A 14,026-nucleotide genomic window follows, 5' to 3' on the forward strand; every position below is an offset into this window, starting at 1 on the left:
AGCCGTTTCTTCAAAGGCATGACCCAGGTTCATTCGACGGCCGTCGTCGACCCCCAGGCACAGCTCGATGCCTCGGTGTCCGTCGGGCCCTACACCGTGATCGGCCCGCACGTGCGGATCGGCGCGGGTACCACCATCGGCGCGCATTGCGTGATCGAGGGGCGCACGACCATCGGGCGCGACAACAGGATCTTCCAGTTCTCGTCGCTCGGCGCCATTCCCCAGGACAAGAAGTACGCCGGCGAGCCGACCGAGCTCGTCATCGGCGACCGCAACGTGATCCGCGAGTTCTGCACCTTCAACCTCGGCGTGCCGGGGGCAGGCGGCGTCACGCGTGTCGGCAACGACAACTGGATCATGGCGTACACGCACATCGCCCACGACTGTCGCGTGGACGACCACACCACGCTGGCCAACAACACCACGCTGGCCGGGCATGTGCACCTGGCCGACTGGGTCACGGTCGGCGGGCTCACGGGCATCCACCAGTTCGTCTCGGTCGGTGCCCACGCCATGCTCGGCTTTGCCAGCGCCGTCACGCAGGACGTGCCGCCATTCATGCTGGTCGACGGCAATCCGCTGGCCGTGCGCGGTTTCAACATCGTCGGCCTGCGCCGGCGCGATTTCTCCGCCCAGCGGCTCGCGGCGGTGAAGCAGATGCACCGGCTGCTGTATCGCCAGGGCAAGACGCTCGACGAGGCGCGTGCGGGCATCGCCGCGCTGGCGACCGAAATGCCCGAAGCGGCCGGCGACGTCGCGCTGATGGAGGCCTTCCTCGCCAACTCGACGCGCGGCATCGCGCGCTGAAGTGACGGCGATGCAGACGGACGGACAGCGACGCTTCGCGCTGGTCGCGGGCGAAGCGTCCGGCGACCTGCTCGCCGGCCTGCTGCTCGACGGCCTGCTGGCCCGATGGCCCGATCTCCAGACCGCCGGCATCGGCGGCCCCCGCATGCTGGCCCACGGCTTCCAGAGCTGGTGGCCCCAGGAAAAGCTCGCTGTGCGCGGCTACATCGAGGTGCTGCGGCACTACGCGGAAATCGCCGGTATCCGCCGCCAGCTCAAGGCCCGGCTGCTGCAGGAGCGGCCCCAGCTCTTCATTGGAGTGGATGCGCCCGATTTCAACCTCGACCTCGAGGCCGGCCTGCGCAGCCAGGGCATCAGGACGGTGCATTTCGTCTGTCCGTCGATCTGGGCCTGGCGGCCGGAGCGCATCGAGAAGATCCGGGCGGCGGCCGACCACGTCCTGTGCATCTTCCCGTTCGAGCCCGAATTGCTGGCGGAGCAGGGCGTGGCCGCGAGCTACGTCGGCCATCCCGTTGCCAACGTGATCCCGATGACGCCCGACCAGGCCGGTGCGCGTGCCAAGCTGGGCCTTTCGCCCGATGCGCCGGTCGTCGCCTTGCTGCCGGGCAGCCGCCGTTCCGAGATCCGCTACCTTGCCGCTCGCTTCTTCGCCGCTGCCGCGCTGATGCAGAAGGCGCGGCCCGAGCTCCAGTTCGTGGCCCCCGTCATCCCGGGCCTGCGCGCCGAGGTCGAAGCCTTGCTTCAGGCCAGCGGCATGGCCGGGCGCGTGAAGCTGCTCGACGGTCAGTCGCACGCCGTGCTGGCCGCCTGCGACGTCACGCTGATCGCCAGCGGCACCGCCACGCTCGAGGCGGCGTTGTTCAAGCGGCCGATGGTCATCGCCTACAACATGAACTCGCTCTCGTGGCGCCTCATGCGGCGCAAGCAGCTGCAGCCCTGGGTGGGCCTGCCCAACATACTGTGCCGGGAGTTCGTCGTGCCCGAGCTCCTGCAGGAGGCCGCCACGCCCGAGGCGCTGGCCGAGGCGACGCTGGCCTGGCTCGGCGCGCCGGAGAAGACGCGGGCGTTGCAACAAAGATTTTCAGAGCTGCATGTGCAATTGCAGCGCGATACGCCCACACTTTGCGCCGATGCGATCCAGAAAGTTCTTGAAGGCTGAGCAGGCCCCGCTGGCGTGGGATGCACCGGGCCTGATCGCGGGTGTCGACGAGGCGGGCCGCGGGCCCCTGGCGGGGCCGGTGGTGGCTGCGGCCGTGATCCTCGACGACATGCGGCCCATTCGCGGCCTCGCGGACTCCAAGACGCTGACGGCCCTGCAGCGCGAGCGCCTGCATGACCAGATCCTGGCCAAGGCGCTGTGCTGCTCCATCGCGCAGGCCTCCGTCGAGGAAATCGACACCCACAACATCCTGCAGGCGACCATGCTCGCGATGCGCAGGGCGGTGGAAGGGCTGCGGCTCAAGCCGGTGAAGGTGCTGGTCGACGGCAACCGCCTGCCCACGCTGGACGTGCTGGCTGAGGCCATCGTCAAGGGCGATGCGAGGGTCAAGGCGATTTCAGCTGCCTCGATCCTGGCGAAGGTGCACCGCGACCGGCTCTGCGAGCAGCTTCATACCGAATTTCCGCATTACGGCTTTGCCGGCCACAAGGGCTACGGCACGCGCGAGCACCTCGAGGCGCTGCAACGGCACGGTGCCTGCGTGCATCACCGTAGGTCGTTCAGCCCGGTGGCCGCGGCGCTGGCCCGCACGGGCGGCGTGCTGAACGTGGTGGTGCCCGCCGAATCCGAGCAGCCGGTAATGATGGCCGGCTCCATGGAGGTCGCGCGCCCCGACCTTCGCGCCGCGCCCTGAAACCCGCAACGATGACCTCCGACACCGGCGCCAGCCACATCAGCTCGCGCGACAACCCGTTGCTCAAGGACCTGCGCAAGCTCGCGCAGGACCCGGGCGCCTACCGCAAGCTCGGCCGGCTCTGGCTCGAGGGCGACCACCTGTGCCGGGCGGCGCTAGCGCGGGGCGTCAAGCCCGCAATTGCGGTGTTCTCGGAGTCTTTCTGGCCCAAGGCGCCCGCCGAGTGGTCGGTTGGTGCTATCAAAACGGTAGTCGTCGCTGACGATCTGCTGCGTGGCATCAGCGGGCTCGAATCGCCGGCCCCGATGGGCTTCGTGCTCGACGCGCCGGTCCGGCCCGAGCTGCTGCCCAACGCTCCCACCGTGGTGCTCGACCGCCTTCAGGACGCAGGCAACGCCGGCTCCATCCTGCGCAGCGCCGCCGCCTTCGGCTTCACCCAGGTGGTCGCGCTCAAGGGAACGGCGGCGCTGTGGGCTCCGAAGGTGCTGCGCGCCGGCATGGGTGCCCATTTCGGCCTGCGGCTGATCGAAGGCGTGGATCTTGACGTGCTCGACGGCCTGAAGGTGCCGCTGGTGGCGACCAGCTCCCACCGGGGCGAATGGCTCCACAAGGCCGATCTGCCGCATCCCTGCGCCTGGCTCATGGGGCACGAGGGGCAGGGCGTTTCGCCGGCGCTGGAGGCCCGGGCCACGCGCCATATCCGCATCGCGCAGCCGGGCGGCGAGGAGTCGCTCAACGTGGCCGCCGCCGCCGCAATATGCCTGCATGCGAGCGGAGCAGCCCTGCAGGCTGAATAACACATCCAGTCCGGGCTACAATCGGGGGCTTACTCGCAAATCAGCGTCGCCCGGCCGCCTACAACGCCATCCTCCCCTTAAGCAGCAGTCCCCAGGCATCGCGCCTGAGGCTCCGGGCGACCGTAACCATCCGGAGAACCCAGTGCTTTTGTCTCTCAAGGGAAGTTTCCCGCCCGCCATCCTGGCGCTCGCAGACGGCACGGTCTTTCTCGGCAATTCGATCGGAGCCGCCGGCTCCACGACCGGTGAAGTGGTGTTCAACACCGCCATGACCGGTTACCAGGAAATCCTCACCGACCCGAGCTACTGCCAGCAGATCGTGACGCTCACGTATCCGCACATCGGCAACTACGGCGTCAACGGCGAGGACATCGAAGCCGACAAGATCCATGCCGCGGGCCTGATCATCAAGGACCTGCCTCTCGTCGCCTCCAACTTCCGCAAGACCGCCACGCTGACCGAGTACCTCGTGTCCGGCAACACCGTGGCCATCGCGAACATCGACACCCGCAAGCTCACTCGCCACCTGCGCACCAACGGCGCGCAGAACGGCTGCATCCTGGGCTTGGCCGCAGGCGAGACCGTGACGCAGGCGCTGATCGACAAGGCCATCGCCTCCGCCAAGGCCGCGCCGAGCATGGCCGGCCTCGATCTGGCCAAGGTGGTGTCGGTCAAGCAGACCTACGAGTGGATCGAGACCGAGTGGAAGCTGGGTTCGGGCTACGGCGTGCAGATCACGCCGCGCTTCCACGTCGTCGCCTTCGACTACGGCGTCAAGAAGAACATCCTGCGCATGATCGCCCAGCGCGGCGCGCGCATCACCGTTGTGCCGGCGCAGACGCCCGCTGCCGACGTGCTCAAGCTGAAACCCGACGGCATTTTCCTGGCCAACGGCCCTGGCGACCCGGAGCCCTGCGACTACGCCATCAGCGCCGTCAAGGAGCTGATCGAGACCGGCATTCCCACCTTCGGCATCTGCCTGGGCCACCAGATCATGGCGCTGGCCTCGGGCGCCAAGACCTTCAAGATGAAGTTCGGCCACCACGGCGCGAACCATCCGGTGAAGGACCTCGACAACGGCCGCGTGAGCATCACCAGCCAGAACCACGGCTTCGCGGTCGACGAGAAGTCGCTGCCGGCCAACCTGCGTCCCACCCACATCAGCCTGTTCGACAACACGCTGCAGGGCCTGGCGCGCACCGACAAGCCCGCGTTCTGCTTCCAGGGCCACCCCGAAGCCTCGCCGGGTCCGCACGACATCGGTTACCTGTTCGATCGCTTCACGGCACTCATGGAAAAGAACAAGACGGAAAAGACGGAGAAAGAGAATGCCTAAGCGCACAGACCTCAAATCGATCCTCATCATCGGCGCCGGCCCGATCATCATCGGCCAGGCCTGCGAGTTCGACTACTCCGGCGTGCAGGCCTGCAAGGCGCTGCGCGAAGAGGGCTACAAGGTCATCCTGATCAACAGCAACCCCGCGACGATCATGACCGACCCGGCCACGGCCGACGTCACCTACATCGAGCCCATCACCTGGCAGACGGTCGAGAAGATCATCGCCAAGGAACGCCCCGACGCGATCCTGCCGACCATGGGCGGCCAGACCGCGCTGAACTGCGCGCTCGACCTGTGGCGCAACGGCGTGCTCGACAAGTACACGGGCGCGGCCACCAACAAGCCGGTGGAGCTGATCGGCGCCACGCCCGAAGCCATCGACAAGGCCGAGGACCGCCTGAAGTTCAAGGACGCGATGACCAAGATTGGACTGGGCTCGGCCCGCTCCGGCATCGCGCACTCGATGGACGAGGCCTGGGCGGTGCAGAAGAACGTCGGCTTCCCGACGGTCATCCGCCCCAGCTTCACGCTCGGCGGCACCGGCGGCGGCATCGCCTACAACCCGGAAGAGTTCGAGACCATCTGCAAGCGCGGCATCGAAGCCTCGCCGACCAACGAGCTGCTGATCGAAGAGTCGCTGCTCGGCTGGAAAGAGTACGAGATGGAAGTCGTGCGCGACAAGGCCGACAACTGCATCATCGTCTGCTCGATCGAAAACCTCGACCCGATGGGCGTGCACACCGGCGACTCGATCACCGTGGCACCCGCGCAGACGCTGTCTGACAAGGAATACCAGATCCTGCGCAATGCCTCGCTGGCCGTGCTGCGCGAGATCGGCGTCGACACCGGCGGCTCGAACGTGCAGTTCTCGATCAACCCGAAGGACGGCCGCATGGTCGTCATCGAGATGAATCCGCGCGTGTCGCGTTCGTCGGCACTGGCCTCCAAGGCCACCGGCTTCCCGATCGCCAAGGTCGCGGCCAAGCTGGCCGTGGGCTACACGCTCGACGAGCTGCGCAACGAGATCACCGGCGGCGCCACGCCCGCGTCGTTCGAACCCTCGATCGACTACGTCGTTACCAAGATCCCGCGCTTCGCCTTCGAGAAGTTCCCGCAGGCCGATTCGCGCCTTACCACGCAGATGAAGTCGGTGGGCGAGGTCATGGCCATGGGCCGCACCTTCCAGGAGTCGTTCCAGAAGGCGCTGCGCGGCCTCGAAGTCGGCGTTGATGGCATGAACGAGAAGACGCAGGACCGCGAAGTGCTCGAGAAGGAACTGGGCGAGCCCGGTCCCGAGCGCATCTGGTACGTGGGCGATGCCTTCGCCCAGGGCATGAGCGTCGATGAAGTGTTCGCGCTCACGAAGATCGACCCGTGGTTCCTGGTGCAGATCGAGGAGATCGTGAAGATCGAACTCGAGCTGGAAACCAAGTCGCTCGACGACATCGACGCCGCCACGCTGCGCCTGCTGAAGCAGAAGGGCTTCTCCGACCGCCGCCTGGCCAAGCAGCTGCGCACCACCGACACGGCCATCCGCGAGAAGCGCCGCGCCCTGGGCGTGCGCCCGGTCTACAAGCGCGTCGACACCTGCGCGGCCGAGTTCGCCACCAACACGGCCTACATGTACTCGACCTATGAGGACGAGTGTGAGGCCGACCCGAGCGACAAGAAGAAGATCATGGTGCTCGGCGGCGGTCCCAACCGCATCGGCCAGGGCATCGAGTTCGACTACTGCTGCGTGCATGCCGCGCTCGCCATGCGCGAGGACGGCTACGAGACCATCATGGTCAACTGCAACCCCGAGACCGTGTCGACCGACTACGACACGTCCGACCGCCTGTACTTCGAGCCGCTGACGCTCGAGGACGTGCTCGAGATCGTCGACCGCGAAAAGCCGCTGGGCGTGATCGTGCAGTACGGCGGCCAGACGCCGCTGAAGCTCGCGCTCGACCTCGAGGCCAACGGCGTGCCGATCATCGGCACCTCGCCCGACATGATCGACGCGGCCGAAGACCGCGAGCGCTTCCAGAAGCTGCTGCACGAACTCAAGCTGCTGCAGCCGCCGAACGCCACCGCGCGCACCGAAGCCGAAGCCCTCGAGAAGGCCACCGAGCTGGGTTACCCGCTGGTGGTGCGCCCGAGCTACGTGCTGGGCGGCCGCGCGATGGAAATCGTGCACGAGCAGCGCGACCTCGAGCGCTACATGCGCGAAGCCGTCAAGGTCAGCAACGATTCGCCGGTGCTGCTCGATCGCTTCCTGAACGACGCCGTCGAATGCGACGTCGACTGCCTGCGCGACGCCGAGGGCCAGACCCTGATCGGCGGTGTGATGGAGCACATCGAGCAGGCCGGCGTGCACTCGGGCGACTCTGCCTGCTCCCTGCCGCCCTACAGCCTGAGCGCCGAGACGGTGACCGAGCTGAAGCGCCAGAGCGCCGCGATGGCGGCCGCGCTGAACGTGGTCGGCCTGATGAACGTGCAGTTCGCCATCCAGCAGAAGGACGGCAAGGACGTCATCTACGTGCTCGAAGTGAACCCGCGTGCCTCGCGCACCGTGCCCTACGTGAGCAAGGCCACCGGCATCCAGCTCGCCAAGGTGGCGGCACGCTGCATGGCCGGCCAGTCGCTGAAGTCGCAGGGCATCACGAAGGAAGTGACGCCGCCGTACTTCAGCGTGAAGGAAGCCGTGTTCCCGTTCGTCAAGTTCCCGGGCGTGGACACCATCCTCGGCCCCGAGATGAAGTCGACCGGCGAGGTGATGGGCGTGGGCAAGACCTTCGGCGAAGCCTTCGTGAAGTCGCAGCTGGGCGCGGGCACGCACCTGCCGAAGTCGGGCAAGGTCTTCATCTCGGTGAAGAACAACGACAAGGCACGTGCCGTCGAGGTGGCACGCGGCCTGGCCAAGCTGGGCTTCGAGCTGATCGCGACCAAGGGCACGGCTGCCGCCATCAACGCCGCGGGCATCGAATGCGCGACGGTGAACAAGGTGACCGAAGGCCGCCCGCACATCGTGGATATGATCAAGAACAACGAGATTGCGCTGGTCATCAACACGGTGGAAGAGCGCCGCAACGCCATCACCGACTCGCGCCAGATCCGCACCTCGGCCCTGCAGGCCCGCGTGACCACCTTCACCACGATCTTCGGCGCCGAAGCCGCGGTCGAAGGCATGGGCTTCATGGACGAGCTCGGCGTGATCTCGGTGCAGGAAATGCACGCGCAACTGGCCACGGCCTGAGCGTCACAGCCATGGAAACGCAGCTCGTCGAACTCGGCCTGGCCGACTGGAACGCGGCCACGCCCAACGAGGCGTGGATCGCGGAGCTGGAGGCGGGTAAGGTGCTGTACTTCCCGCGCCTGGGTTTCGAGCTGCTGCCCGAAGAACGCAGCCTGCTCACGCCCAGCCTGCTGTCGCCGGACGTGCGCAACATCAGCCTCGATGCCAACGGCAAGCTCAAGGGCGCCGTGGGCGACGAGACGGTGCAGCGCACGGCGGCCGCGATGGTGGGGCGCTTCAGGGCGCAGGCCACGCAGCTCATCCACGGGCTGCTGCCGCACTACGCACCGGCCCTGCGGCTGGCGCCCACCAGCTACCGCCCGGCGCAGGTCGAGACGCGCGTGCAGTCGTGGCGCGCCGACGACCGGCGTTTGCACGTGGATGCATTCCCGTCGCGGCCGAACTACGGCGAGCGCATCCTGCGCGTCTTCACCAACGTGAACCCCGACGGCGCGCCGCGCGTGTGGCGCGTGGGCGAGCCTTTCGAGGACATCGCCAGGCGCTTCCTGCCGCGCGCCAAGCCGTACTCGCGCTGGCAGGCCAAGCTGCTGCAGGCGCTGCACGTGACCAAGTCGTTCCGCAGCGAATACGACCATCTCATGCTGCAGCTGCATGACGGCATGAAGTCGGACATGGCTTACCAGGAGAGTTCGCCGCAGGAAACCGCGAAGTTTCCGCCGGGTTCGGTCTGGGTGTGCTTCTCCGACCAGACTTCGCACGCCGTGATGGCGGGTCAGTACATGCTCGAACAGACCCTCCACCTGGACGCTTCCAAGCAATACAATCCCGCTTCGAGCCCGCTCGCCATCCTGAGCCGGCTGACTGGACGGACGCTCGTCTGAGCGCCGTCCCCCATCGACCGCCGAACGGCAGCGTTCGGCGGTTTCGCTTTATGGAGAACTAGATATGGCGACCATCCCCATCACCAAGCGCGGCGCGGAGAAGCTGCGCGAAGAACTGCGCCGGCTCAAGTCGGTCGAGCGGCCCGCGATCATCAATGCGATCGCCGAGGCGCGCGCCCAGGGTGACATCAGCGAAAACGCCGAGTACGAGGCCGCCAAGGATCGCCAGGGCTTCATCGAGGGCCGCATCCTCGAGGTCGAGGGCAAGCTGTCTGCCGCGCAGGTGATCGATCCGACCGAGCTCGATGCCGGCGGCAAGGTGGTGTTCGGCTCGACCGTCGAGCTCGAGGAAGAAGACAGCGGCGATGCCGTCAAGTACCAGATCGTGGGCGAGGACGAGGCCGACCTGAAGCAGGGCCTCATCAACGTGTCCAGCCCGATCGCACGCGCGCTCATCGGCAAGGAAGAGGGCGACACCGCCGAGGTGCAGACGCCCGGCGGCCTCAAGCGCTACGAGATCGTGGCGGTCAGCTACCTCTGATCGCCGCAGGCATGAAAGACCTGAAGGACCGTATTGCGCTGATGCTGGCTGCCTTCTGGTGGGGCAGCCTGACGACGATCGGCTTTCTCGTCGTGCCCATGCTCTTCGCGAAGCTGGGCAACCCGTCGGTGGCGGGCAATTTCGCGGCGCAGCTGTTCGAGGCGCAGAGCTGGATCGCCATCGCCTGCGGGGTGATCCTGCTGATCCATTTCAGGTCGAAGGCCGACGAGCGCATGAGCGGGCCGGCGATGACGACCATCTTCTTCATCCTGGGCGCGCTGCTGCTGGCGCTGCTGCAGCAATACGCGGTGGCGCCGCGCATCGTGGCTCGCGAGAACCTCAAGCTGTGGCATGCCATGGGCACCGGGATGTACTTCGTGCAGTGGCTGTGCGCCGGCGTGGTGCTGTGGCGCATCGGGGCCCGTACGGCAGGCTGAAGCGATGGCAGGGCAAGAAAAAAGGCGGCCCGGGCCGCCTTTTGCTTTTCCGCCTGTCGCTTCCTACTCTTTCCAGTATTCCGCGACCCAGCGAGCCGGCTTGATGAACCGGAAGGCTCGGTTGCGGCGGCCCGCAAGGGCGTCCGGCGGGTTGCACTCGCCATGGAACACCATGATTCGCGCGCCTTCGGGCACGAAGGGCTCTTCCCAGTAGTTGGTCGGCCAGGTCGGGATGCCGTGGTACTTGAAGCTCGGGCACCAGCCGCCGGGCCAGTAGGCCAGCTTTCCCTGCTTGTGGAGCACGTCCGACAGGTAGGTCTGCTCGTTTCGGTATTCGGCCTGGACCTTGTCCATGTTGGCCCGGAAATACGCCAGCACGTCGGCATGGGCGCCGAGCTCGAAGCGGTAGACCGAGGAGTTGCCCGTGATCCGGCCGCGTCGCCAGGGGCGGTCGTAGTCGTGAATGATCAGGAACTGACCCGGCTGCTCGAAGAAGGCGTCCAGGCTGCCCACGACGACCACGTCGAGGTCGAGGAAGAGGGCGGGGCCGCGCAGGCCGTGCAGGTCCTGCTCGAAGGTGGTGAGCTTCTTCCAGGCGCCGTCGCGCTGGCCGGGGGCCAGGTGCAGGTTGAGCGGCGGAATCGGCAGGCAGGTCACCTCGGGGCGTACGCCGTTGCCATCGTCGGTCAGGCAGACGAACTTGAAGTCGCCGCTCAGGTGACGGCGGACCATCGCGTAGAGGCGGTTGACGTATTCGGGGCCGTATTTCGTGCCCCACTTCATGCAGAGAATGTGGCGCTGGGCGCCTTCGGCGGCTGCCACCAGGCTCAATCCGCCTGGTTGCGCTTCTTGACCGACAGCGGCCGCTTCGCCTTGGCGCGCTTGATGGTGCCGCCGGGCGTCAGGCGCTGGTTGCCGAGCACGCGCAGCGTCTTGATCTCTGGGCGTTGGCCGCCGCGCTTGCTGTACTTGACGATCTTCACGTCGCGCGGGCCGGGCATGCGGTCTTCGTCGACCACGCGTTCCTTCTCGGCCTTCGGGCGCCACAGCACCAGCAGCTTGCCGATGTGCTGGATCGGGGCGGCGTCGAGTTCCTCGGCCAGTTCGCGCAGCATGGCGTCGCGGGCCAGGCGGTCATCGGAGAAGACGCGGATCTTGATCAGGCCGTGGGCCTTGAGCGCCGCGTCGGCTTCCTTCTTCACGGCAGGGGTGAGCCCGTCTCCACCGACCATGACGATCGGATCCAGGTGGTGAGCTTCGGCGCGATGCACCTTGCGCTCGGCAGGGGTAAGTTGAATGGCGGGCATCCCCGTATTATCGGCCCGTACACGAAGACCCCCATGAGCACCAAAGCCAAAAGCAAGAAAGTCAACAAGGCGTGGTTGCACGACCATATCAACGACCCCTACGTGAAGCTCGCCACGAAGGAAGGCTACAGGGCGCGCGCCGCGTACAAGCTCAAGGAAATCGACGAGGCGCTCGGCCTCGTCAAGCCGGGCCAGCTGGTGGTGGACCTCGGTTCCACCCCGGGCGCCTGGAGCCAGTATTTGCGCCGGCGCATGTCGCCCGGCGGCGCCGCGGCCGGCGAACTGAACGGAACCATCATCTCGCTCGACATCCTGCCCATGGAGCCCATCGAGGGCGTGACCTTCCTGCAGGGGGATTTCCGCGAAGACGCGCTGCTCCAGCAGCTGCTGGGCGTCCTGGCGGGCCGCAAGGCCGACCTGGTGGTGTCGGACATGGCTCCGAACCTCTCTGGCATCCACTCGGCCGATGCCGCCCGGGTGTCGCACCTGATCGAGCTTGCAATCGACTTCTCCCAGCACCACCTGAAGCCCGAGGGCGCACTGGTGGCCAAGGTTTTCCACGGCAGTGGCTACGACGAGCTGGTGAAGCTCTTCAAGGCCAATTTCCGCGTCGCGAAGCCCTTCAAGCCCAAGGCGTCGCGGGACAAGTCGGCCGAGACTTTCCTGGTCGGTGTAGGACTGAAGGCCGTGGATACGCCTTGAAACCGTGCCAAGCAACACGGCCGGCGGCACAAAGCCATGCCAGGCTATGGCCGCATTAGGGAAATGCCCGCTTTTCGTAGCTTGAAAAGCCTAAAATGGGGCGCAATTGCGTACCCACAGCGCGTTTTTTCATCCACCTGTCACGCGCCTTAGCCTGGAGTTTCGTTTGAACAATCAGTGGTTTTCCAAAGTTGCCGTATGGCTCGTCATTGCCATGGTGTTGTTCACTGTGTTCAAGCAGTTCGACACCCGCGGTGGCGTCGGCTCGGGGACAGTCAGCTACTCCGAGTTTCTGGACCAGGTCCGGAACAACCAGATCAAGAGCGCCGTCATTCCTGAAGGCGCCGCCGGCGGCGAGATCGTCGCCGTCACCAACGACGATCGCAAGATCCGCACGACCGCCACGGTCCTCGACCGCGGCCTCGTGGGCGACCTGATCGACCACAACGTCAAGTTCGACGTCAAGCCGCGCGAAGAAAGCTCCCTGCTCATGACCCTGCTGGTCAGCTGGGGCCCGATGCTGCTGCTGATCGGCGTCTGGATCTACTTCATGCGACAGATGCAGGGCGGCGGCAAGGGCGGGGCGTTCAGCTTCGGCAAGAGCAAGGCCCGCATGATGGACGAGAACAACAACACGGTCACCTTCGCCGACGTCGCGGGCTGCGACGAGGCCAAGGAAGAAGTCCGCGAAGTCGTCGACTTCCTGAAGGACCCGCAGCGCTTCCAGAAGCTCGGCGGCCGTATTCCGCGCGGCCTGCTGCTGGTCGGCCCTCCCGGCACCGGCAAGACGCTGCTGGCCAAGTCGATCGCCGGCGAAGCCAAGGTGCCTTTCTTCTCGATCTCCGGTTCCGACTTCGTCGAAATGTTCGTCGGCGTGGGCGCTGCCCGTGTCCGCGACATGTTCGAGAACGCCAAGAAGAACGCTCCCTGCATCATCTTCATCGACGAAATCGACGCGGTGGGTCGCCAGCGCGGTGCCGGCCTCGGCGGCGGCAACGATGAACGCGAGCAGACGCTCAACCAGATGCTGGTCGAGATGGACGGCTTCGAGACCAACCTCGGCGTGATCGTGGTGGCTGCCACCAACCGCCCCGACATCCTGGACGCGGCCCTGCTGCGCCCCGGCCGCTTCGACCGCCAGGTCTACGTGACGCTGCCCGACATCCGCGGCCGCGAGCAGATCCTCGGCGTGCACATGCGCAAGGTCCCGCTGGGCCAGGACGTAAACCCGAGCGTGATCGCTCGCGGCACGCCCGGCATGTCCGGCGCCGACCTGGCCAACCTCTGCAACGAAGCTGCCCTGATGGCAGCCCGCCGCAATGCGCGCGTGGTCGAGATGCAGGACTTCGAGAAGGCCAAGGACAAGATCTTCATGGGCCCCGAGCGCAAGAGCATGGTCATGCCCGAGGAAGAGCGCCGCAACACGGCCTACCACGAGTCCGGCCACGCCCTCATCGGCAAGCTGCTGCCCAAGTGCGACCCGGTCCACAAGGTCACGATCATTCCTCGCGGCCGTGCCCTCGGCGTGACCATGAGCCTGCCCGCTCAGGACCGCTACAGCTACGACCGCGAGTACATGCTGAACCAGATCAGCATGCTGTTCGGCGGCCGCATCGCCGAGGAGGTGTTCATGCACCAGATGACCACCGGCGCCAGCAACGACTTCGAGCGTGCCACCAACCTGGCGCGAGACATGGTCATGAAGTACGGCATGAGCGATGCGCTCGGCCCGATGGTCTACGCCGAGAACGAAGGCGAAGTGTTCCTGGGTCGCTCGGTCACCAAGACCACGAACATGAGCGAGCAGACCATGGAGAAGGTCGACTCCGAAGTCCGCCGCATCATCGACGAGCAGTACGCCCTGGCGCGCCGCCTGATCGAGGAGAACAGCGACAAGATGCACGCCATGGCCAAGGCACTGCTCGAATGGGAAACCATCGACACCGAGCAGCTCGACGACATCATGGCCGGCCGCGCGCCCCGTCCGCCCAAGGACTGGACGCCGCGCGTTCCGCCTTCGGGCAGCGGTGGCAGCGGCGGCACGCCCGCCGTGTCGACCGACCCGGCGCCCAACGCAGCGTGAGCGCGAGCCAGGCGTCAAACCACAACGGGGCCTCTGGCCCC

13 protein-coding genes are annotated in these 14,026 nt (G+C 66.4%); 11 read left to right on the plus strand and 2 right to left on the minus strand.

Features of this window, described 5'->3' with window-relative positions; genetic code table 11:
* Window positions 1-18 precede the first annotated feature (18 nt).
* The 9 genes from lpxA to EJP69_RS01380 all read left to right on the plus strand — a co-directional run bounded on the left by lpxA (window position 19) and on the right by EJP69_RS01380 (window position 9,893).
* Window positions 19-807: an acyl-ACP--UDP-N-acetylglucosamine O-acyltransferase gene (gene lpxA / locus EJP69_RS01340; protein ID WP_093202327.1), complete on the plus strand. Its 789-nt coding sequence runs from the start codon at window positions 19-21 to the stop codon at window positions 805-807.
* A 10-nt stretch (window positions 808-817) separates the two neighbouring features.
* Complete coding sequence (lpxB, locus tag EJP69_RS01345) at window positions 818-1,966, plus strand: lipid-A-disaccharide synthase (protein ID WP_126468477.1); 1,149 nt, start codon at window positions 818-820, stop codon at window positions 1,964-1,966.
* Window positions 1,938-2,660 (plus strand): ribonuclease HII, encoded by a 723-nt coding sequence (rnhB, locus tag EJP69_RS01350; protein ID WP_093306441.1) that lies wholly within the window; start codon window positions 1,938-1,940, stop codon window positions 2,658-2,660. Before lpxB ends, rnhB begins: the two co-directional genes overlap by 29 nt.
* 11 nt (window positions 2,661-2,671) lie before the next feature.
* Window positions 2,672-3,457: a TrmH family RNA methyltransferase gene (locus EJP69_RS01355; RefSeq protein WP_126468478.1), complete on the plus strand. Its 786-nt coding sequence runs from the start codon at window positions 2,672-2,674 to the stop codon at window positions 3,455-3,457.
* Between the two features lie 142 nt (window positions 3,458-3,599).
* A complete protein-coding gene (gene carA, locus EJP69_RS01360; RefSeq protein ID WP_126468479.1) occupies window positions 3,600-4,793 on the plus strand; it encodes a glutamine-hydrolyzing carbamoyl-phosphate synthase small subunit in 1,194 nt (397 codons plus the stop codon).
* Window positions 4,786-8,034, plus strand: coding sequence for a carbamoyl-phosphate synthase large subunit (gene carB / locus EJP69_RS01365; RefSeq protein WP_126468480.1), 3,249 nt, complete (start codon window positions 4,786-4,788; stop codon window positions 8,032-8,034). The genes carA and carB overlap by 8 nt, the downstream gene beginning before the upstream one ends.
* Window positions 8,035-8,045: 11 nt before the next feature.
* Window positions 8,046-8,915, plus strand: coding sequence for a Kdo hydroxylase KdoO (locus EJP69_RS01370; protein WP_126468481.1), 870 nt, complete (start codon window positions 8,046-8,048; stop codon window positions 8,913-8,915).
* Between the two features lie 64 nt (window positions 8,916-8,979).
* A complete protein-coding gene (greA, locus tag EJP69_RS01375) occupies window positions 8,980-9,456 on the plus strand; it encodes a transcription elongation factor GreA (protein WP_093202309.1) in 477 nt (158 codons plus the stop codon).
* 11 nt (window positions 9,457-9,467) lie between these two features.
* Window positions 9,468-9,893 (plus strand): DUF4149 domain-containing protein, encoded by a 426-nt coding sequence (locus EJP69_RS01380; protein WP_170217023.1) that lies wholly within the window; start codon window positions 9,468-9,470, stop codon window positions 9,891-9,893.
* A gap of 63 nt (window positions 9,894-9,956) precedes the next feature.
* On the opposite strand, the gene EJP69_RS01385 is transcribed toward EJP69_RS01380, so the two are convergent.
* The gene (locus EJP69_RS01385) at window positions 9,957-10,715 is read right to left on the minus strand and encodes a glycosyltransferase (protein WP_206169290.1); all 759 of its coding nucleotides are present in this window, start codon (window positions 10,713-10,715) and stop codon (window positions 9,957-9,959) included.
* A gap of 5 nt (window positions 10,716-10,720) precedes the next feature.
* Window positions 10,721-11,200 carry a YhbY family RNA-binding protein gene (locus tag EJP69_RS01390; RefSeq protein ID WP_093202307.1) on the minus strand — a complete coding sequence of 160 codons (480 nt, stop codon included), beginning with the start codon at window positions 11,198-11,200 and terminating at the stop codon, window positions 10,721-10,723.
* 33 nt (window positions 11,201-11,233) lie between these two features.
* Here EJP69_RS01390 and EJP69_RS01395 point away from each other — a divergent pair, with 33 nt between their 5' ends.
* Window positions 11,234-11,902, plus strand: a complete 669-nt coding sequence (locus EJP69_RS01395; protein ID WP_093306397.1) for an RlmE family RNA methyltransferase — start codon at window positions 11,234-11,236, stop codon at window positions 11,900-11,902.
* Between the two features lie 166 nt (window positions 11,903-12,068).
* Entirely contained in the window at window positions 12,069-13,985 is a 1,917-nt protein-coding gene (gene ftsH, locus EJP69_RS01400; protein WP_093202302.1) for an ATP-dependent zinc metalloprotease FtsH, read from the plus strand.
* Window positions 13,986-14,026 lie beyond the last annotated feature (41 nt).

The sequence above is a fragment of the Variovorax gossypii genome (genome assembly GCF_003965815.1).
Lineage (GTDB): Bacteria > Pseudomonadota > Gammaproteobacteria > Burkholderiales > Burkholderiaceae_C > Variovorax > Variovorax gossypii.